This is a genomic window from Streptomyces cupreus (assembly GCF_014257025.1).
GTDB lineage: Bacteria > Actinomycetota > Actinomycetes > Streptomycetales > Streptomycetaceae > Streptomyces > Streptomyces cupreus.
Genome location: NZ_JACMSF010000099.1, coordinates 1 through 19750, shown reverse-complemented (window position 1 = coordinate 19750; position 19750 = coordinate 1). Strand labels below are relative to the sequence as shown.

General features: G+C 69.9%; 19 protein-coding genes and 1 riboswitch. Of the genes, 9 read left to right on the top strand and 10 right to left on the bottom strand.

Translation table 11 applies throughout. The features are described from left to right. From H4N64_RS41840 to thrC, 5 genes are all read right to left on the bottom strand, one after another. Positions 1-745, bottom strand: a 745-nt coding sequence (locus tag H4N64_RS41840; RefSeq protein ID WP_186287862.1) for an oxidoreductase, incomplete at its 3' end; no start/stop codon positions are given. A 191-nt stretch (positions 746-936) separates the two neighbouring features. Further along, positions 937-2559: a chaperonin GroEL gene (gene groL / locus H4N64_RS41835; RefSeq protein WP_186287861.1), complete on the bottom strand. Its 1623-nt coding sequence runs from the start codon at positions 2557-2559 to the stop codon at positions 937-939. 380 nt (positions 2560-2939) lie between these two features. Further along, positions 2940-3143 carry a cold-shock protein gene (locus H4N64_RS41830; RefSeq protein WP_004986573.1) on the bottom strand — a complete coding sequence of 68 codons (204 nt, stop codon included), beginning with the start codon at positions 3141-3143 and terminating at the stop codon, positions 2940-2942. A gap of 430 nt (positions 3144-3573) precedes the next feature. Next, complete coding sequence (locus tag H4N64_RS41825) at positions 3574-3849, bottom strand: MoaD/ThiS family protein (RefSeq protein WP_186287860.1); 276 nt, start codon at positions 3847-3849, stop codon at positions 3574-3576. Positions 3850-3959: 110 nt separating this feature from the next. Further along, positions 3960-5243 (bottom strand): threonine synthase, encoded by a 1284-nt coding sequence (thrC, locus tag H4N64_RS41820; RefSeq protein WP_186287859.1) that lies wholly within the window; start codon positions 5241-5243, stop codon positions 3960-3962. An 18-nt stretch (positions 5244-5261) separates the two neighbouring features. Beyond that, positions 5262-5401, bottom strand: a riboswitch (SAM riboswitch). A gap of 136 nt (positions 5402-5537) precedes the next feature. On the opposite strand from thrC, the gene H4N64_RS41815 reads away from it, so the two are divergent. Both H4N64_RS41815 and H4N64_RS41810 read left to right on the top strand, forming a co-directional pair. Beyond that, positions 5538-6482 carry a glucosyl-3-phosphoglycerate synthase gene (locus H4N64_RS41815; protein ID WP_186287858.1) on the top strand — a complete coding sequence of 315 codons (945 nt, stop codon included), beginning with the start codon at positions 5538-5540 and terminating at the stop codon, positions 6480-6482. A 62-nt stretch (positions 6483-6544) separates the two neighbouring features. Continuing rightward, positions 6545-7948 (top strand): alpha,alpha-trehalose-phosphate synthase (UDP-forming), encoded by a 1404-nt coding sequence (locus H4N64_RS41810; RefSeq protein ID WP_222110026.1) that lies wholly within the window; start codon positions 6545-6547, stop codon positions 7946-7948. Between the two features lie 270 nt (positions 7949-8218). Here the strand turns inward: H4N64_RS41810 and otsB are convergent, their stop codons facing one another. From otsB to H4N64_RS41795, 3 genes are all read right to left on the bottom strand, one after another. Next, the gene (otsB, locus tag H4N64_RS41805; protein ID WP_186287857.1) at positions 8219-9076 is read right to left on the bottom strand and encodes a trehalose-phosphatase; all 858 of its coding nucleotides are present in this window, start codon (positions 9074-9076) and stop codon (positions 8219-8221) included. Positions 9077-9140: 64 nt separating this feature from the next. Next, positions 9141-9374, bottom strand: a complete 234-nt coding sequence (locus H4N64_RS41800) for a DUF3263 domain-containing protein (RefSeq protein WP_186287856.1) — start codon at positions 9372-9374, stop codon at positions 9141-9143. Positions 9375-9409: 35 nt separating this feature from the next. Next, positions 9410-10678 (bottom strand): extracellular solute-binding protein, encoded by a 1269-nt coding sequence (locus H4N64_RS41795; RefSeq protein ID WP_472910312.1) that lies wholly within the window; start codon positions 10676-10678, stop codon positions 9410-9412. A gap of 107 nt (positions 10679-10785) precedes the next feature. On the opposite strand from H4N64_RS41795, the gene H4N64_RS41790 reads away from it, so the two are divergent. The 5 genes from H4N64_RS41790 (at position 10786) to H4N64_RS41770 (ending at position 15636) form a co-directional block, all read left to right on the top strand. Beyond that, on the top strand, positions 10786-11727 hold the full coding sequence (locus tag H4N64_RS41790) for an ROK family protein (protein WP_186287855.1): 942 nt from the start codon (positions 10786-10788) through the stop codon (positions 11725-11727). A gap of 83 nt (positions 11728-11810) precedes the next feature. Continuing rightward, positions 11811-12944 carry an N-acetylglucosamine-6-phosphate deacetylase gene (nagA, locus tag H4N64_RS41785; RefSeq protein ID WP_186287863.1) on the top strand — a complete coding sequence of 378 codons (1134 nt, stop codon included), beginning with the start codon at positions 11811-11813 and terminating at the stop codon, positions 12942-12944. Positions 12945-13058: 114 nt separating this feature from the next. Then, on the top strand, positions 13059-13988 hold the full coding sequence (locus tag H4N64_RS41780; RefSeq protein WP_186287854.1) for a hexose kinase: 930 nt from the start codon (positions 13059-13061) through the stop codon (positions 13986-13988). A gap of 156 nt (positions 13989-14144) precedes the next feature. Next, entirely contained in the window at positions 14145-14603 is a 459-nt protein-coding gene (locus tag H4N64_RS41775; protein WP_186287853.1) for a hypothetical protein, read from the top strand. Between the two features lie 121 nt (positions 14604-14724). Further along, positions 14725-15636, top strand: a complete 912-nt coding sequence (locus tag H4N64_RS41770) for a hypothetical protein (RefSeq protein ID WP_186287852.1) — start codon at positions 14725-14727, stop codon at positions 15634-15636. Between the two features lie 10 nt (positions 15637-15646). Here the strand turns inward: H4N64_RS41770 and H4N64_RS41765 are convergent, their stop codons facing one another. Further along, on the bottom strand, positions 15647-16585 hold the full coding sequence (locus H4N64_RS41765; RefSeq protein WP_186287851.1) for a carbohydrate-binding protein: 939 nt from the start codon (positions 16583-16585) through the stop codon (positions 15647-15649). 116 nt (positions 16586-16701) lie between these two features. Next, positions 16702-18351, bottom strand: coding sequence for a diguanylate cyclase CdgB (gene cdgB, locus H4N64_RS41760; protein WP_186287850.1), 1650 nt, complete (start codon positions 18349-18351; stop codon positions 16702-16704). A gap of 303 nt (positions 18352-18654) precedes the next feature. On the opposite strand from cdgB, the gene H4N64_RS41755 reads away from it, so the two are divergent. Further along, complete coding sequence (locus H4N64_RS41755) at positions 18655-19233, top strand: flavin reductase (protein WP_186287849.1); 579 nt, start codon at positions 18655-18657, stop codon at positions 19231-19233. Positions 19234-19281: 48 nt separating this feature from the next. Next, positions 19282-19749 carry a GNAT family N-acetyltransferase gene (locus H4N64_RS41750; protein WP_186287848.1) on the top strand — a complete coding sequence of 156 codons (468 nt, stop codon included), beginning with the start codon at positions 19282-19284 and terminating at the stop codon, positions 19747-19749. The last annotated feature ends 1 nt before the right edge of the window (position 19750 follow it).

The window sequence follows — 19750 nt, the reverse complement described above, 5'->3', positions numbered from 1 at the left end:
GCTCGGCGAGGCGGGCGTCGTAGGCCTCCTGCTTCCACTGCGAGTAGCGGAAGATCACCGGGAAGTCGGCCGAGACGGCCGCGCGGACGGCGGCCACGATCTCCGCGCCGAACTTCGTACGGGCCACCGGGTCACCGCCGTAGGCGTCCGTGCGACGGTTGGTGCCCTCCCACAGGAACTGGTCGATCAGATAGCCGTGGGCGCCGTGGATCTCGACGCCGTCGAAGCCGCTCCGCTCCGCCGCGGCCGCAGCCTCCGCGAAGGCGCCGATGACGTCGTCCAGGTCCTGCCGGGTCATCGCCTTGCCGGTGCCCTCGGTGCCGTCGATGCGCAGACCCGACGGGCCGACCGCGGGGGCGTCCGCGAACGGCGGCTCGCCCTGCTTGCGGACCATGCCGATGTGCCAGAGCTGCGGAACGATCGTGCCGCCCGCCGCGTGCACCGCGTCGGCGACCTTCGTCCAGCCCGCGAGCTGCTCAGCGCCGTGGAAGCGCGGCACGCGGTCGCTCTGTCCGGCGGAATCATGCCCGACGTACGTGCCCTCGGTGACGATCAGACCGACACCGGCGGCGGCCCGGCGGGCGTAGTACGACGCCACATCCTCACCCGGGACGCCGCCCGGCGAGAACATACGGGTCATCGGCGCCATGGCGATGCGGTTGGGGACGGTCAGGCCGTTGATCGAGGTCGGGCGGGAGAGGATCTCGGCGGCGCGCGCGGCGGCCTCGGATGCGGCGACGGTCACGTGGGGGCTCCTTGGGGTACCTAGGTATTTGCGCGTGCATTGTTGCACCCACTTAAGCAACTGCCTATGCGCTGTCCCACATTCCCCGTCCCTACGCGCCCAGCTGTGACCCCGAACACGCCCGAGGGCGGCACCCCCTGTCGGAACAGGAAGTGCCGCCCTCGGTAAGGACGTTGATCAACCGGGGTTGATCAGAAGTCCATGTCACCGCCCGGCATGCCGCCCGGGGCGGCCGCGGCGGCCTTCTCCGGCTTGTCGGCGATGACGGCCTCGGTGGTGAGGAACAGCGCGGCGATCGACGCGGCGTTCTGCAGCGCCGAGCGCGTCACCTTGGCCGGGTCGATGATGCCCTCGGCGATCATGTCGACGTACTCGCCGGTCGCGGCGTTCAGGCCGTGGCCGACCTGGAGACCGCGGACCTTCTCCACGACGACGCCACCCTCAAGACCGCCGTTGACCGCGATCTGCTTCAGCGGGGCCTCCAGCGCGAGCTTCACGGCGTTGGCGCCGGTCGCCTCGTCACCTTCGAGCTCCAGCTTCTCGAAGACCTGGGAGGCCTGCAGCAGGGCCACGCCACCACCGGCGACGATGCCCTCCTCGACGGCCGCCTTGGCGTTGCGCACGGCGTCCTCGATGCGGTGCTTGCGCTCCTTGAGCTCCACCTCGGTGGCGGCACCGGCCTTGATGACGGCCACGCCGCCCGCGAGCTTCGCCAGGCGCTCCTGGAGCTTCTCGCGGTCGTAGTCGGAGTCGCTGTTCTCGATCTCGGCGCGGATCTGGTTGACCCGGCCCGCGACCTGCTCGGAGGAGCCGGCACCGTCGACGATGGTGGTCTCGTCCTTGGTGATGACGACCTTGCGGGCCTTGCCCAGGAGGTCCAGGGAGGTGTTCTCCAGCTTGAGACCGACCTCCTCGGAGATGACCTCGCCGCCGGTGAGGATGGCGATGTCGTTCAGCATCGCCTTGCGGCGGTCACCGAAGCCCGGGGCCTTGACGGCGACGGACTTGAAGGTGCCGCGGATCTTGTTGACGACCAGGGTCGACAGGGCCTCGCCCTCGACGTCCTCGGCGATGATCAGCAGCGGCTTGCCCGACTGCATGACCTTCTCCAGCAGCGGGAGCAGGTCCTTGACCGAGGAGATCTTGGAGTTGGCGATCAGGATGTACGGGTCGTCGAGGACGGCCTCCATACGCTCCATGTCGGTGGCGAAGTACGCCGAGATGTAGCCCTTGTCGAAGCGCATACCCTCGGTGAGCTCCAGCTCCAGACCGAAGGTCTGGGACTCCTCGACGGTGATGACGCCTTCCTTGCCGACCTTGTCCATGGCCTCGGCGATGAGCTCGCCGATCTGGGTGTCGGCGGCGGAGATGGAGGCCGTGGAGGCGATCTGCTCCTTGGTCTCGACGTCCTTCGCCTGCTCCAGCAGGGCGGCGGAGACGGCCTCGACGGCCTTCTCGATACCGCGCTTCAGGGCCATCGGGTTGGCGCCGGCGGCGACGTTGCGCAGGCCCTCGCGGACCAGCGCCTGGGCGAGGACGGTCGCGGTGGTCGTACCGTCACCGGCGACGTCGTCCGTCTTCTTGGCGACTTCCTTGACCAGCTCGGCGCCGATCTTCTCGTACGGGTCCTCCAGCTCGATCTCCTTGGCGATGGACACACCATCGTTGGTGATCGTGGGGGCGCCCCACTTCTTCTCAAGGACGACGTTGCGGCCCTTGGGGCCGAGGGTGACCTTGACGGCGTCGGCGAGCTGGTTCATACCGCGCTCAAGGCCGCGCCGCGCCTCCTCGTCGAACGCGATGATCTTGGCCATGTGAAGTGGTCCCTCCAGGACTGGGGGTGAGTACCGCAATGGACCGCGCCCGCGCCCGCGACGGACGGCCCCCGGCGGATGGTTCCTTGCCCCACCCGGTCCGTGGACCTCACCGACCCGGTCCTCGTTGTCACTCTCACCTTCAGAGTGCTAACGCCAATGATTAGCACTCGACCCACCCGAGTGCAAGGTGCGCCCGCGAAGCGGGCTCGTTGAGGGGTGGTGGTCGGGCGACGGGTGGGCGCAAGCGGCTCTCGGGGATCGGGCGGGGCGCCCCACCGGTTCCCGGGCACGCGGAAGGGCCCGCACCGAGGGGGTTGGGTCCCCGAGGTGCGAGCCCTTCGACAGAAGACGTCGCTTGCGGTTCGTTGGTCGCGCGTTCAGGCAGTGACGCGAACCATGTCGGCCTGCGGGCCCTTCTGGCCCTGCGAGATCTCGAACTCGACCCGCTGGCCCTCTTCCAGGGTGCGGTACCCGTCCATCTGGATCGCGCTGTAGTGGACGAAAACATCCGCACCACCGTCGACCGCGATGAAGCCGTACCCCTTCTCCGCGTTGAACCACTTGACGGTGCCCTGAGCCATGCCTAACTCCCCTATTACTGGCCCTTGCACAGATCCACACTTCGCGGATCCGGGTCAGACCTCACCCCCCACGGTTTGGGGGCGTGCGCCGGAACGCGTCGACCGCGGCTGAATGTATCTGTCCAACTGCCGTCTGCAACAGGTCAATCGGACGAGAATTCTGGACGCGCAAGGTCCGGAATGTAGTGAGAATTCGCCTGAATTCAGGGCAAGTCGGGCCCGACAAAGGGCGCAGATGACGCAAAAGGCCCGCACAGTTTGGCTGCTTCTTATCGCATACGGAGTCGGTACTCATATGCGTCCGGCATACGGGGAACGCCTGGTTCCCCAACTGTACCGTGCTCAACCATGCAGAATTGCCCCCTCCGTTTGTCTTACGGAGAGGGCAATTCGGTGAACTCTCGGTGACGCACCTTACCGACGGTAACGATCAGCCGCCGGCAACCGCCGGAATGATGGAAACCCCGGCGCCCTCGGGGGTCGCCGTCTCCAGGCCCTGCTCGAAGCGGACGTCGTCGTCATTGACGTACACATTGACGAAGCGGCGCAGCTTGCCCTGGTCGTCCAGGACGCGGGCGGCGATTCCGGTGTGGTTCTTCTCCAGGTCGGCGATGACCTCGGCGAGGGTCGCGCCCTCGGCCGTCACCTCGGCGGCACCACCGGTGTAGGTGCGCAGGATGGTGGGGATGCGGACGTTGACGCTCACTGTGTGACCTCCGGTCGGGTAATCGCCCTAGGGGCGCGGGGCTGTGTTCAATTTGCGGCTACCACCGCGCGGGCGCGACCGGCCCCCACCGGCCCGCGGACGAACAACGACTAGACGAGTCCGGCCTCGCGGAACGACTCCAGGTTGGGACGAATGGTCGCGGTGAGGCCGGTGCCGGCAACCGCATCCAGCGTCTTCAGACCGTCACCGGTGTTGAGCACAACCGTGGTGAGGCTCGGGTCGAGGACGCCGTTCTCGATGAGCTTCCGGGTCACACCCACCGTTACACCACCGGCGGTCTCCGCGAAAATTCCCTCGGTCCGGGCCAGCAGCTTGATCGCGTCGACGACCTGCTCGTCCGTCACGTCCTCCACCGCGCCGCCGGTGCGGCGGGCGATGTCCAGGACATACGGCCCGTCCGCCGGGTTCCCGATGGCCAGCGACTTGGCGATGGTGTTCGGCTTCTGCGGCCGGACCACGTCGTGGCCCTCCTTGTAGGCCACCGACACCGGCGAGCACCCCTCGGCCTGCGCGCCGAAGATCTTGTACGGCTTGTCCTCGACGAGACCGAGCTTGATCAGCTCCTGAAGACCCTTGTCGATCTTCGTGAGCTGGGAGCCGGAGGCGATCGGCACCACGATCTGGTCGGGCAGCCGCCAGCCGAGCTGCTCGCAGATCTCGTACGCCAGCGTCTTGGAGCCCTCGGCGTAGTACGGCCGCAGATTGACGTTGACGAAGCCCCAGCCCTCGCCGGCCGGGTCGCCGATCAGCTCGGAGCAGAAGCGGTTCACGTCGTCGTAGTTGCCCTCGATGCCGACGAGCTCACCACCGTAGACCGCGGCCATCACGACCTTGCCCTGCTCCAGGTCATGCGGGATGAACACGCAGGAACGGAAGCCGGCGCGGGCCGCGGCGGCGCCGACGGCGCCGGCGAGGTTGCCCGTGGAGGAGCAGGAAAGCGTGGTGAAGCCGAAGGCGCGCGCGGCCTCCAGCGCCTGGGCGACGACCCGGTCCTTGAAGGAGTGCGTCGGGTTACCGGAGTCGTCCTTCACATACAAACCGCCGGTCACGCCGAGCTCGCGGGCCAGGTTGTCGGCCTTGACGAGCGCGGTCCAGCCGGGGTTGAGGTTGGGCTTGTCGGCCACGTCCGAGGGGACGGGCAGCAGGGGCGCGTAACGCCAGATGTTCGCGGGTCCCGCCTCGATGCGCTTGCGGAGCTCCTCGGTGTCGTACGCCGAGAAGTCGTAGGCGATCTCCAGCGGGCCGAAACACTCCTCGCACGCGAAGACCGGGCCGAGCGGGACGCGGTGGCCGCACTCGCGGCAGCTCAGGGCGGCGGCGGGGCCGAGGTCTACGGTGGGATCGGTGGTGCTTGCGACAGTCTGCACAGCCATGTGAGGCGAGGCCCTTTCTCCTCATCTTCCTCACGACGCATCTCGCCGTGAGACGGATTTGGCACCTTCCCTAGCCAGGAGCCTCGCGTGAACGAGAACCGGCTGGAGGGTTGCCGGGGCTTCATCGGGCCGTATCCCTCTGCCCCTCTGGATGAGCGGTATGAAGTTGTGAACGTCGGGCCATCCCGGACATGCGATGGTCATCCGCGTTGTTCAAGACTGTAACCGACGACCTGGACAGTTGAGATAGTCGTCCGAACCGCGAGACGGATCACACTTAAGGAGCCGCGCACTGTGCTGAACGAAGTCGAGCGCTGGCTGACCACACGGTCCTGGTCGGTGTCCGATCGTCCGCTCCACCAGATCCTGGCCGCGAAACGCAGCTCCGGCCAGTCGGTCTCCGTCGTGCTGCCCGCGCTCAACGAGGAGGAGACGGTCGGCGACATCGTCGCCGTCATCCGGCATGACCTCATGCAGCAGCTCCCGCTGGTCGACGAGATCGTCGTCGTCGACTCCGGATCGACCGACCGCACCTCCGAGGTCGCCACGGCGGCCGGGGCGACGGTCGTGCACCGCGACGCGATCCTGCCCCGCATCCCCGCCGTGCCCGGCAAGGGCGAGGTGCTGTGGCGCTCGCTGCTGGTCACCCGTGGCGACATCGTCTGCTTCATCGACGCGGACCTGAAGGAGTTCTCCTCGGACTTCGTCTCGGGCATCGTCGGCCCGCTGCTCACCGACCCCGGCGTCGACCTGGTCAAGGCGATGTACGACCGCCCGCTCGGGCAGGCGGCGGGCCAGGGCGGCCGGGTCACCGAGCTGATGGCCCGTCCGCTGCTGAACATGCACTGGCCGCAGCTCGCCGGCTTCGTCCAGCCGCTCGGCGGGGAGTACGCGGCCCGCCGCTCCCTGCTGGAACAGCTCCCCTTCCCGGTCGGCTACGGCGTGGAGCTCGGCATGCTGATCGACGCGCTGCACCTGGTGGGCCTGGACGCGTTGGCCCAGGTCGACGTGGGGGTGCGCAAGCACCGGCACCAGGACGGACAGGCGCTCGGCCGGATGTCCGCCGCGATCTACCGCACGGCCCAGCTCAGGCTGGCCCGCGGGCATCTGATCCGCCCCTCGCTCACCCAGTTCGAGCGCGGCGAGGACGGTTTCGAGCCGCGGACGTACTCGGTGGACACCGAGGAGCGGCCGCCGATGGTGGACATCGCGGAGTACGCCTCACGCAAGGTGGCGTAACCCACGTCTCCTAGGGCCGCTCGTACGTTTGAGCGTTTACGGCACGGGCTAGGTTGAGGCGTATGGCTTCCACGCATGTGGCTTCCACGCACGGTGCCGCTCAGGTGCTGGTCGCGTCGAATCGCGGCCCGGTCTCCTACGAGGTCCAGGAGGACGGCTCGCTGCGCGCCAGGCGCGGGGGCGGCGGTCTGGTGTCGGGTCTGTCGGCCATCGGCCCGGACGCCGGTGCCCTGTGGGTGTGCTCGGCGCTGTCCGGCGGCGACCGCGAGGCGGTGCGGCGCGGGGTCGGCGAGGAGGGCGTGCGGATGCTCGCCGTTCCGGCCGAGGTGCACGCGGACGCGTACAACGGCGTCGCCAACTCGGTGCTGTGGTTCGTCCACCACATGCTGTACCAGACCCCGCTGGAGCCGGTGTTCGACGCCGGTTTCTGGCGGCAGTGGGAGAACTACGCACGCTACAACCGCGCCTTCGCCGAGGCGCTGGCCGACGAGGCGGCCGAGGGGGCGGCGGTCCTGGTCCAGGACTACCACCTGACGCTGGTGCCGGGGCTGCTGCGCAAGCTGCGCCCGGATCTGCGCATCGGCCACTTCTCGCACACCCCGTGGGCCCCGGTGGACTACTTCCGCATGCTGCCCGACCAGGTGGTGCGCGAGGTGCTGGAGGGCATGCTCGGCGCGGACCGGCTGGGCTTTCTCACCCGGCGCTGGGCGGACGCGTTCACCGCGTGCTGTACGGAGCTCGCGGGCGGGCTCGGGGGCACCGAGGTCGGGGTGCACGGTCTTGGCGCGGACGCGGACTTCCTGCGCGCGCGGTCGCACGAGGCGGACGTCGAGAAACGGATGGCGACGCTGCGGGCGGAGATCGGCGCGGGCCGCAAGGCGATCGTCCGCGTCGACCGGACCGAGCTGTCGAAGAACATCGTGCGCGGGCTGCTGGCGTACCAGCAGCTCCTCGACGACCACCCCGAGTGGCGCGAGCGGGTCGTGCATGTGGCGTTCGCCTATCCCTCCCGGCAGGATCTCGCGGTCTACCGCGACTACACGGCCGAGGTGCAGCGCCTGGCCGCGGAGATCAACTCCCGGTACGGCACGCCGGGTTGGACCCCGGTCGTGCTGCACGTCAAGGACGACTTCGCGCGCTCCCTGGCCGCGTACCGGCTGGCGGACGTGGCCCTGGTGAACCCGATCCGGGACGGCATGAACCTCGTCGCGAAGGAGGTGCCGGTCGTCGCCGACGAGGGGTGCGCGCTGGTGCTGTCGCGGGAGGCGGGGGCGTACGAGGAGCTCGGCGAGGACGCGATCGTGGTGAACCCGTACGACGTACTGGGCACCGCGCGCGCCCTGCACGAGGCCCTGACGATGCCGCCGCACGAGCGGGCCGAGCGCACCAAGCGGCTCGCGGCGGCGGCCACCGCGCTGCCGCCGGCGCAGTGGTTCATGGACCAGCTGCGGGCGCTGACGGGTTAGGGCCTGTCCGGCGGATCAGGTCGGCTGCAAGAAACGGCGCATATCACAGCAGACGAGCGGGGGCGATGGGGGTGCCCCCGCGCGAGGTTGTTCGAGCGTGGGGGAGCGTGCAGCTGCAAGGCGGAGGAGGGCGGCGACGCGATGGGGGTGCCCCCGCGTGAGGTCGTTCGAGCGTGGGGGAGTCGGCAACCGACGACAACGCCGCTGGGCCCCCCTCTGGGGGAGCGCGTACCAGACCCCGCGACGCCGACATGATCCGCCGGACAGACCCTAACTCAGCTGGGCCGCCAGTTCGCTGAGCAGTCCCACCACCCCGGCCGGGCCCTTCACCACCAGGTCGGCCTTCTTCTGCAGCTCCTCGACCTCCTCGCTGCCGCTGCTGCACACCAGCAGACCGGGGGTGCCGTCGGTGCGGAGTTTGTCGACGGCCGCGTAGGCGGGCAGGTCGCCCAGGTCGTCGCCGGCGTAGAGGACCGAGGCCGCGTCGATCTCGCGGACGTAGTCCAGGAGGGCGACGCCCTTGTCCATGCCGGGCGGGCGCAGCTCCAGGACCAGCCGGCCCGGTTCGACGATCAGGCCGTGCCGGGCGGCCAGCTCGGTGAGGGGTTCGCGCAGCGCCTCGAAGGCGGCCTGCGGATCGGTGGCCCGACGCGTGTGCACGGCGACGGCGCGGCCCTTCTCCTCGATCCAGGTACCCCGCCAGGCACCGACCCCGTCCAGGACCCCGGGCAGCTCGGCGCGGACGGCGGCGACCCCGGGGTCGGGGGCGGGTGCGCTGACGGTGCCGCTGACGGCGTCCCAGCGCTCGGCGCCGTAGTGACCGAGGACGACGAGATGCTCAAGCCCGGGAACCCCGGCGAACCCGCCGTACCGCACCGCGACCCCGGCAGGGCGCCCGGTGACCACGGCGACGGCGGCCACCTTCGGCGCGAGCGCGGCAAGCGCGCCCACCGCGTCCGGATGCGCCCGCGCCTGCTCAGGATCCGGCACGATCGGCGCGAGCGTCCCGTCGAAGTCGAGCGCGATCACCGCACGCGCGGGCTCGGCGAGGATGGCCTCAAGACCGGCCCGTCCGGCGGGGGTGAAGGGATTCGGCAGTGCGTCCGTGGAGTCCGTGTGGCTGCCCATACGGGGACCATATCGGCCCTGAAGGTGGCTCGTCCTCAAACGCCGGACGGGCCAGGGCCGCCGATCACCGCTCCGAGCGGCGTGACTCTCTCACCCTGCGCAGCCGGTTCACCGTCACCGGATCGTGGGCCAGGGCCCGCTGGTCGTCGAGGAGGGCGTTGAGGAGCTGGTAGTAGCGGATGGGGGCCAGGCCCAGTTCCTCGCGTATCGCTCGCTCCTTCGCGCCGGGGCCGGGGAAGCCGCGGCGCTCCAGGGCGAGGATGGCCTGCTCCCGGGGGTTCAGCGGATCCTGTGCCATACCCGGCACCGTAACCCCCACCACTGACAGCCGTACTACTCCGCGCTCTCCTGCGCCACCGCCGTCACCTGGAGCTCGCGCAGCACCGTGGACGGGCTGCCGCCGGGTGCGACCGCCTTGCCGATCTTCTCCTTCACCGCGGCGCTGACCGCGGCCCAGGAGGTACGGCCCACCGGGTAGAGCTCGGAGGCGGGCAGCGCCTTGAGGAAGGGCCCCAGGTCCGCGTCCTCCTTGGCCGAGCTCATGGTGTCCCAGACCGAGTTCGTCACGGGCAGCAGGTCGTACTCGCGCGAGAAGGCGAGCACGTTCTCGTCGTCGTAGACGAAGTCGAGGAAGTCGCCGATCTCCTCGGCGTGGCCGTTCTGCTTGAACGCCATCATCCAGTCGGCGACACCCATGGAGATCCTGCTCGGCCCGTCCGCGCCGGGCATCGGCACCATGCCGAACTTCACGCCCTTCGCGGCGGCCGCCTTCATCAGCGAGGGATGCCCGTTGAGCATGCCGACATCGCCGTCCGTGAACGCCTTGAAGGCGTCGGCGCGGTTGAGCGAGGCGGGCGCGACCGGTCCCGTCAGCTCCTTGTCGACCAGCTCGTCCTTCAGCCAGTCGAAGGTCTCGACGTTCTCCGCGGAGTCGATGCCGTAGGTTCCGGCGTTGGTGTCGGTGTAGCCGCCCCCGCCGCTGAGCAGCCACTGCATGGTCTCCGCCTGCGCCTCCTCGGGCCCGAGCGGCAGGGCGTACGGGTACTTCACCCCGCCCGCCTTCAGCGCCTCCGCGTCGGCGGCCAGCTCCTCCCAGGTCTCGGGGGGAGTGATGCCGGCCTGCTCGAAGAGGGACTTGTTGTAGAAGAGCAGGCGCGTGGAGGACGCGAACGGCATGCCGTACTGCGTCCCGTTGACCGCCCCCGCGGCGGCCAGCTGCGAGAGGAAGTCGGCCTGGGTGGTGATGGAGAGCAGCTCGCTCGCCGTGTACAGCTCCCCGGCCTTCGCGTAGTCGGCGTACGCCCCGATCTGCGCCAGGTCGGGCGCCTTCCCGGCGTCCACCATCTCCTTGACCTTGCGGTCGACCTCGGTCCAGGAGTGGACGCTGACCTCGACCCGCACGCCCGGGTGGTCCTTCTCGTACGCCTCTACCAGCGAGTCCCAGTACTTCCGGGAGCTGTTCGCCGCGCTGTCGCCGTAGTCGGCGGCGACCAGTCTCAGCGTGACCTCGTCCGACCCTCCGGTCAGGCCGCAGCCGCCCAGGACCGCCGTCATGCCCAGTGCGGACACACCCGCGATCATTCCTGCCCTACGCCGCTGCACTGCTCTTCCAGCCCCAACCCTGCGAAAACTTTCGACACAACGTCATAAGGTCTACACCACGTGAGTGGACTAGACCTCTCCCGGGTCAACGGGCCACACTGTCCCCCGTGAGACATGTCATCGCCCTCGACGTGGGCGGCACCGGAATGAAGGCCGCCCTGGTCGGGGCGGACGGCGCTCTGCTGCACCAGGCCCGCCGGCCGACCGGACGCGAGCGCGGCCCCGACGCGGTCGTCGAGGGCATCCTCGGCTTCGCCGCCGAACTGCGCGCCCACGGCGCCGAAATCTTCGGGGAGCCCGCCGCAGCGGCCGGGATCGCCGTCCCCGGCATCGTCGACGAGGCGGCCGGTATCGCCGCCTACTCGGCCAACCTGGGCTGGCGCGACGTACCCCTGCGCGAGCTGATCCGCACCGAGCTCGGCATCCAGGCCGCCCTCGGTCACGACGTACGCACCGGCGGGCTCGCCGAGGGCCGAGTCGGCGCGGGCCGGGGGGCCGACCGGTTCCTGTTCGTGGCGCTCGGCACCGGCATCGCGGGCGCGATCGGCGTGGACGGCCGGGTGGAGGCGGGGGCGCACGGTTTCGCGGGCGAGATCGGCCATGTCGTCGTACGCCCCGGCGGCACCCCCTGCCCCTGCGGCCAGCGCGGCTGCCTGGAACGGCTCGCGTCCGCCGCGGCGGTCAGCGAGGCCTGGGCGACGGCGAGCGGGAACCCTGACGCGGACGCGGCCGACTGCGCGAAGGCCGTCGCGTCCGGCGACCCGAACGCCGTACGAGTCTGGCAGGACGCCATCGACGCCCTCGCCGACGGCCTGGTCACCGCGCTCACCCTGCTGGACCCGCGCACCCTGATCATCGGTGGCGGCCTCGCCGAGGCGGGGGAAACCTTGTTCACACCACTGCGGGACGCCGTCCGGCGGAGGGTCACATTCCAGAAGCTGCCGGAGATCGTCCCTGCGGCTCTCGGGGACACGGCCGGCTGTCTGGGTGCGGGCCTACTGGCCTGGGACCTGCTGACTACAACTCGGATCCAGGAGGAATCGGCCTGATGGCAACCCCCTCAGGGGCGCGGGGCCCTGTTGAATCCGCGCCTACCGCCGCGCGGGCGCGCCAAGCCCCCACCAGCCCGCAGATGGTCCTCAAGGGTGCCCACGTAGTGATGCCCACAAGAGTCATCGACAAAGGCCAGGTGGTCATCGAGGGCGACCGAATCACCGCGAGCGCTCAAGAGAACGCCCAGGTGATCGACGTAGCCAACCACTGGCTGGTCCCAGGGTTCGTCGACATCCACAACCACGGTGGAGGTGGCGCCTCGTTCACCTCGGGCACCGTCGACGAGGTACTCCGCGGCATCGACACCCACCGCAGACACGGCACCACCACCCTCGTCGCCTCCACCGTCACCGGCGACATGGACTTCCTCGCCCAGCGCGCGGGCCTGCTCTCCGAGCTCGCCGAGCAGGGCGACCTCGCCGGGATCCACTTCGAGGGCCCGTTCATCTCCCCGTGCCGCAAGGGCGCGCACTCCGAGGAGCTGCTCCGCGACCCGGACCCCGCGGAGGTGCGCAAGCTGATCGACGCCGCCCGGGGCAAGGCCAAGATGGTCACCCTCGCCACCGAACTCCCCGGCGGCATCGACTCCGTACGCCTGCTCGCCGAGCACGGCGTCATCGCGGCGATCGGCCACACGGACGCGACGTACGAGCAGACGGTCGAGGCGATCGACGCGGGCGCGACCGTGGCGACGCACCTCTTCAACGCGATGCCCGCGCTCGGCCACCGCGCCCCCGGCCCGATCGCGGCGCTCCTGGAGGACGACCGGATCACCGTCGAGCTGATCAACGACGGTACGCATCTGCACCCCGCCTCTCTCCAGCTGGCGTTCCATCACGCGGGCGCGGACCGGGTCGCGTTCATCACCGACGCGATGGACGCGGCCGGCTTCGGCGACGGCCGCTACATGCTCGGCCCGCTGGAGGTCGAGGTCGCCGACGGCGTCGCCCGCCTGGTGGAGGGCGGCTCGATCGCGGGCTCGACGCTCACCCTGGACCGTGCCTTCAAGCGCGCGGTGACGATCGACCGGCTCCCGGTCGAGGACGCGGTCACGGCCCTGTCCGCCAACCCGGCCCGGCTGCTCGGGATGGCCGACACGATCGGCTCGCTGGAGCCGGGCAAGTACGCCGACCTGGTGCTTCTGGACTCCTCCTTCGATGTGAAGGGCGTGATGCGCCGGGGTGAATGGGTGGTCCATCCCCAACTGGGCTGATCCGTCCGCCAGTAGCGCGGCGGCGGTCGTTCCGAGGGCTGGGACGACCGCCGTCTGTTTGGCATGATCAGGACCGGAAGAGACGGCACCACTTATCGAGGGAGGCCGGCCCGGGTGATCCTCACGGTCACGCTGAACACCGCTCTCGACATCACGTACCGCGTACGGACGTTGCGTCCGCACGCCTCCCATCGTGTCTCCGAAGTCCTCGAACGCCCCGGCGGCAAGGGCCTGAACGTGGCGCGGGTACTGGCGGCCCTGGGCCACGAGGTGACCGCCACCGGCTTCGTGGGCGGCGCCACGGGCCGCGTGGTGCGCGAGCGGCTCACCGCTACCGACGGGGTGGTCGACGCTCTCGTCCCGCTCGCCGGCGCCACCCGCCGCACGATCGCGGTCGTGGACGACCTGACCGGTGACACGACTCAGCTCAACGAGCCGGGCCCGGTCGTCACCCCCGCCGAGTGGACCGCCTTCCAGGAGTCCTACGACAGCCTGCTCGCGTCGGCCGACGCGGTGGCCCTGTGCGGCAGCCTGCCCCCGGGCGTCCCGGTCGGCGCCTACGCAGGCCTGGTCCGCGCGGCACGCGCCGCGGGCGTCCCCGTACTCCTGGACACCAGCGGCGAACCCCTGCGCCGGGGGGTCGCCGCGCGCCCCGACATCGTCAAGCCCAACGCCGACGAGCTGGCCGAACTCACCGGCTCCCACGATCCGTTGCGCGCCACCCAGGACGCCCGCCGCCGCGGCGCCCACACGGTGGTCGCCTCCTTGGGTGCCGAGGGCCTCCTCGCCCACACCCCCGAGGGCCGCTGGCGAGCCACCCCACCGTCCCGGCTGCACGGCAACCCGACCGGCGCCGGCGACGCGGCGGTCGCCGGCCTGCTCTCGGGCCTGGTCGAGGGCCTCCCCTGGCCGGACCGCCTGGCCCGCGCGGCCGCCCTGTCCGCGGCGAGCGTGCCGGCACCGGTGGCGGGGGAGTTCGACGGGCGGGTGTACGGGGAGCTGCTGAACCGCGTGATGGTCACGGGAGAAACCAGCGCGGCGTGAGCACGGGCAATTCGCCCACAGGTCGCAATTGCAGCCAAGGCAATATTTTGGCCACCCTCGATAAACAATTGAAGAAGATACCAAGTGGGCTGTACCATCACAGCGCCACTCGGCTACAACAGAAGAACAAGGGGAACAGTGAAAATAGCAAGAACCTTGGGCAGCATTCTGGGAACGACCGCCCTCGTCGCTGCCGGGAGCTTCTTCAGCGCGGCTCCCGCATCCGCCGCCACCACGGGCACGTGTTACACGGACCGCCCCTGCCTCCTGCTGTTCTACAACAGCGCTTATGAAGGCTCGCACATCAAAATCGGTGGCGGCAGCATTTCGAACCTGGCCGGCTACACCTACCCCTACGCGGGTGCGGGTCAGGGTCAGCCGGTCAAGAACAACGCCGCATCCGCGCACTTCCGCGCCGACAGCAGCTTCTACCCGTCTTCCATGACGGTGTTCTACAACAGCGGCTACGGCGGCCCCTGCGACCGCTTCATGGGGCACGAGCTCACCTGGAAGTACGGCCCGAAGCTGGTGCGCACGTACAACGAGAACGCCTCGGTGAAGCAGGTGCTCGGCACCTACCAGGCCAACCACCCGACGGACTGCTTCAACTGGTGACAGCCGCATCCTGACAGGCACGTCCGCTGGGCCCTTCCCTCCCGTCGGTCTCCTCGCCGCACGGGAGGGAGGGGCCCGGACCGAGTAGAGATCCGGGCACATGAAGCGTTCGACAGGAATCATGGCAGCGGTCGGCATCACCGCCGCGCTGGCGGTCTCCGTACCCCTCGTCCTCACCGCGGGCGACGACGCCCCCGCCGCGGAGGGCGAGACCACCCGCCAGAAGGCCGACCGGGCGGCCACCGACCCCGCGACGGCGGACGAGGACCTCGTCCTCTCGCTGCCGCTCGCCGAGTACTCCCTGACACGGGAGCAGCAAGTGGTCCTCGACCGGGCGCAGATCAAACTCCAGGAGTCCTGCGTACGGCGTCTGAGCTCGACGACGCTGCCCCGTCGGGAGGTGCCCGACGCGACCGCCGCCCAGGAGCCGAGCAGGCGGTACGGCCTCATGGACCTCGACTCGGCGAAGCGGTACGGCTACCAGCAGCCCGACAGCCCGGCGGGCGACGCCTCCCTGCCCCGGCCGGATGCGACCCAGCAGATGCTGCTGACCGGCCACACACGCTCCGGCGACCCGGTGAAGACCTACAAGGGACGCCCCGTCCCGGAGGGCGGCTGCAGCACCGAGGCCCGCAGCGAGGTCTACGGCGACCACGACAAACAGCCCGGAATAGCCGCGGCCCAGCAGATAGACGTAGAAGGCTACGAACTCTCGCTGCGCGACTCACAGGTCGTCGACGCGTTTTCCGACTGGTCGAAGTGCATGAAAAGCGCCGGCTATTCCTACGAATCCCCGCTGAAAGTGACCGACGACCCGGAATTCGCGGACGCCGACTATTCCGACCGGGAGCGTGCGGTCGCCGAGGCGGATGTCACCTGCAAATTGGACGTACGTCTCCCGCAGACCTGGCTCGCCGTCGAGTCCGCGATCCAGAAAAAGATGATCGGGCAGAACAGGAGCGAGCTCGACAAGCTTTCGCAGAGTCAGCGGCGCATGGTCGAGCGGGCACGGTCAATTCTGGAAAAGAACTGACTCAGCCGTCTCAGTCCTTGACCTGACCCGCCTTCAGCCACAGCTGGTCCAGCAGGACGTTGCACTTGTCGCCGTTGCCGCAGGAGATGGAGATGGTGTTGGTGCCCTTGTTGAGGGTCGGGTAGGCGAACGTCGTGGTCCAGCCCTTGGCGAAGTCGCCCTCGGCGGCCTTCGCGAAGTTGTCCATGCGCAGCTTCGTACCGAAGGGCTTGCCGTTGACCGTCAGCGTCATCGACTGGTTCTCACCGGCCGCGCTGTAGCGCGCGAAGAGGGTGTAGTCACCGTCCTCTGGGATACCGTCGACGGTCCAGGTGACCGAGGCGCCGACCTGGTTGAGCCCCTGGACATAGGTGCCGTTGGCCGCGCTGGCGCCCGCCACATCCGAAGCCGTGGCCACGCCGGGCGAGAGCCGCAGCGTCTGCGCGTCGGTCGTCGGCAGCTCCGCCTCTTCCTCGGCGCTGCTGCTCCCTGTGGGGCTCGGGTCCTTGCTCTCGCCCTGGGTCGGCGTGGAGTCGGCCTGGTTGTCGCCGTCGCCCTCCGCATCGCCGCCGCCCGCCATCGCCACCGCGATACCGATGACGACCGCGGCGACCACCGCGATGGCACCGATCAGCAGTCCCTTGGTGTTGGGGCCCCGGCCACGGCCGCCGCCGTTGCCGCCGCCGTACGCCGGCTGCTGCGGAGCCGTCGGAGCCCCGCTGCCCGGGAACGTCTCCGGAGCCGCGTAGTGCGCGTTCGGCTGGCCGTAGGTGCCCTGCTGCGGCGGCACCTGCGGGGCCGTCTGCTGGCCGTACTGCCGCTGGCCGACCGGACGGGTCCGGTTCATCGCGTTCGGGTAGCCGTAGCCACCCGACGGCGGCTGGGCGCCATTGGCCTGCCCGTCGGCGTAGAGGTAGCCGAACGGGTCGTCGTCCTCGGGCGTATTGGCGCCGTTGCTGCCGGACGTCATCCCTGGTCTCCTCACCAAGTGCGGGCGGATGCGGTACGTGTGACGAAGAGCGAGCCTACCCGCTCTGGCTGCCCCGAACGGGTGACTCGGACCGCATCAGCTCGCTGACCTGGGATTCATCCCGCACGGCGATGCTGTTTGGGACGAGATCGTTTCTCTACGTACATCCGCTCGTCGGCGGACTTCAACACCTCGTCCGCGGTCATGCCGCAGTGTGCCCACCCGATGCCGAAGCTGGCGCCCACCCGCATGGCGCGTCCGTCGACCCGGATCGGCTGGATGATCTCGTTGCGCAGCCGTACGGCGAGGTCCTGGGCGTCGGCCCGGCCGAGCCCGTCGGCGAGCACCACGAACTCGTCGCCGCCGAGCCGGGCCACCGTGTCGCCGTCCCGGACGCCCCGGGAGAGCCGGCGGGCGACCTCGATGAGGACCGCGTCGCCCGCGTTGTGCCCGAAGCGGTCGTTGATCGACTTGAAGCCGTCGAGGTCGCAGAAGAGCACCGCGAGCCCCTTGGTGCCGTCGTCGTGTTCACTCTCAGGGGCGACGGTGTGCACATGGTGGTCGTAGCCGTCGAAGGCGGCGGTGCCGGGCCGGAAGTCGAAGCCGTGGCCGTTGACGTCGTAGGCCGGGTGTCCGTAGGCCGCGTCGACGGACTCCAGGGCGCCCGCCTCGGTGGACCGCTGGCACAGCCGCGAGGAGAGCCGGGCGCGCAGCTCGGCGGAGTTCGGCAGGCCGGTCAGGGAGTCGTGGGAGGCGCGGTGGGCGAGCTGGAGCTCGCGCCGCTTGCGCTCCTCTATGTCCTCGACATGGGTGAGCAGGAAGCGCGGCCCGTCGGCGGCGTCGGCGACCACGCTGTTGCGCAGGGACACCCAGACGTATGTACCGTCCCGGCGGCCGAGGCGGAGCTCCGCCCGGCCGCCCTCGGCGGAGGTCCTGAGGAGGGTGCCGATGTCCTCGGGGTGGACGAGGTCGGAGAAGGAGTAGCGGCGCATCGCGGAGGCGGGGCGGCCCAGCAGTCGGCACAGGGCGTCGTTGGTGCGCAGGATGCGGCCGTGCTGGTCGCCGCCCATCTCGGCGATGGCCATGCCGGAGGGGGCGTACTCGAAGGCCTGCCTGAAGCTTTCCTCGCTGGCCCGCAGCGCCTGCTGCTCGCGCTCAAGCCTGACCAGTGCCCGCTGCATATTCGCACGTAGACGCGCGTTGCTGATCGCGATGGCGGCCTGGAACGCGTACATCTGCAGCGCCTCGCGCCCCCATGCGCCCGGCAGCCGGCCGTTGCGCGGCCGGTCCACGGACAGGACGCCGATCAGCTCGCCGCTGCCGCCGTGCACGCCCGGCGTGTACATGGGCGCGAAGAGCCGGTCCGAGGGGTGCCACTCGTCCTCGAAGCGGGGCGCGGGCCCGTCGGTGTACCACTGCGGGACGTCGTCGTCGTCGAGGACCCAGCCCTCGGTGTGCGGTATGAACACCAGGTCGCCCCAGCGCTCGCCCATGCTCAGTCGGCGCTCCCAGGACTCGCGGGAGCCGGTACGGCCGGTGATCAGCGCCTCGGCGGCGGGGTTGCCGGCGAGGGCGGCCACGACGAGGTCGCCGTCCTGACGGACCAGATTGACGCACGCCAGCTCGTAGCCGAGGCCGGTGACGACGCCGTCGGCGACGGTCTGCAGTGTGTCCGCCAGGCTGCGCGCGGTGTTCATGTCCGCCATGACCTGGTGCAGTTGTCGCAGGGTCGCAAGACGGACGTACGGCTCCGACTCGGTCTCCATGCTCGCCCTCCCCCCGAGACCTCGCAGCGAATCAAGGGTTCTCATCGGCGTATCGCTGTGGCAGCTTCCCAGCCACTGAATCACAGCGCGCTGCCCACTCGGTACACAGGGTCAACAATTAATGGCTCTTGTGACTCAAGTCACAGCTGAAGATGAACAATTGAGTGGGATTTCTGTGTTTCCCCTATGCGTTTACTGAACGCAAAGTCTCGGTCGCCACTGAAGGTCCGCCGAAGGTCCTAGGTCCGCTCTCGGACCCGGGCCCGATGCGACGCCCTCGCCCCGGAGATTAGCGTTTCCGGCGTGCCGAACACTCCCCCTGCCGCGCCCGCCCCGATCACCGCACCGCCCGTTGCCGGGCATGCTGAGGGGGTGAGCAACGACGAGTTCCGCGCCGCCATGTCCCGGCTGGCCGCGGGCGTGGTCCTGGTGACCGCCTTCGAACCCCCGCTCGCCGCCGACGGGCCCAAGGGCGAGGACGTCGGGATGACGGCGACGGGGTTCATGTCGGTCTCCCTGGACCCGCCCCTGGTCCTGGTCAGCCTGCGCACCGGCGCCCGGATGGACGAGCTGCTCGACGAGCAGCCGCTGTGGGCGGTCTCGGTGCTGTCCGAGAGCCAGCGGCACATCGCGGGCCGCTTCGCCATGAAGGGCCGCATCAGCGACCGCCTCCTGTTCGAGGACATCCCCTACGTCCGCGGCGAGGCGACCGGCGCCGCGCTGGTGGGCGGCGCGCTGGCCACCCTGGAGTGCCGCACCGAGCAGCGGGTGCCGGCGGGCGACCACACGCTGGTGATCGGCCGCGTCCTGACGGCGAGCGTGCCGAGCGCGGAGGGCGGGCCGCTGACGTATTTCCGTGGTCGCTATCGCCAATTGGGCTGAGCGGGAATTCATATGACGGGGTGTTAACTTCCCACCTAGGGTGCGCCTATGACGACGACCGGACCCCGCCTGGAAACCCTCACTCCGAAGAATGTCGAGGACGCCCTCGCCATCCGGATCCGCCCGGACCAGGAGCACGCCGTCGAGCCGGTCGCGCACTCGCTCGCCGAGGCCTATGTCCGGCCCGAGGTCGCCTGGCCCCGCCTGATCGTCGACGACGGCCGGGCGGTCGGCTTCCTGATGGCGTTCCTCGACATCGACTGGAAGGGCGACGGCACCCTCATCCGCTCCGGCCTGTGGCGCCTGAACATCGCGGCGGACGAACAGGGCCGCGGCTACGGCCGGTTCGCGGTCGAGTCCGTGGCGGAGGAGCTGCGCCGCCGGGGCGGGACGGAGATGTACGTCACCTGGCATCCCGGCCCGACCGGCCCCGAGGGGTTCTATCTGGGGCTCGGCTTCGAGCCGAACGGGGAGACGAGCGGGGGCCAGACGGTCGGGGTGCTGAAGCTGGCCTAGG

Bases quoted from the DNA above. Each gene is read 5' to 3' on its own strand.
- groL (WP_186287861.1), bottom strand. From the start codon at position 2,559: ATGGCCAAGATCATCGCGTTCGACGAGGAGGCGCGGCGCGGCCTTGAG.
- H4N64_RS41830 (WP_004986573.1), bottom strand. From the start codon at position 3,143: ATGGCTCAGGGCACCGTCAAGTGGTTCAACGCGGAGAAGGGGTACGGC.
- thrC (WP_186287859.1), bottom strand. From the start codon at position 5,243: ATGGCTGTGCAGACTGTCGCAAGCACCACCGATCCCACCGTAGACCTC.
- H4N64_RS41810 (WP_222110026.1), top strand. From the start codon at position 6,545: ATGGCTTCCACGCATGTGGCTTCCACGCACGGTGCCGCTCAGGTGCTG.
- otsB (WP_186287857.1), bottom strand. From the start codon at position 9,076: ATGGGCAGCCACACGGACTCCACGGACGCACTGCCGAATCCCTTCACC.
- H4N64_RS41800 (WP_186287856.1), bottom strand. From the start codon at position 9,374: ATGGCACAGGATCCGCTGAACCCCCGGGAGCAGGCCATCCTCGCCCTG.
- nagA (WP_186287863.1), top strand. From the start codon at position 11,811: ATGGTCCTCAAGGGTGCCCACGTAGTGATGCCCACAAGAGTCATCGAC.
- H4N64_RS41770 (WP_186287852.1), top strand. From the start codon at position 14,725: ATGGCAGCGGTCGGCATCACCGCCGCGCTGGCGGTCTCCGTACCCCTC.
- H4N64_RS41765 (WP_186287851.1), bottom strand. From the start codon at position 16,585: ATGACGTCCGGCAGCAACGGCGCCAATACGCCCGAGGACGACGACCCG.
- cdgB (WP_186287850.1), bottom strand. From the start codon at position 18,351: ATGGAGACCGAGTCGGAGCCGTACGTCCGTCTTGCGACCCTGCGACAA.
- H4N64_RS41750 (WP_186287848.1), top strand. From the start codon at position 19,282: ATGACGACGACCGGACCCCGCCTGGAAACCCTCACTCCGAAGAATGTC.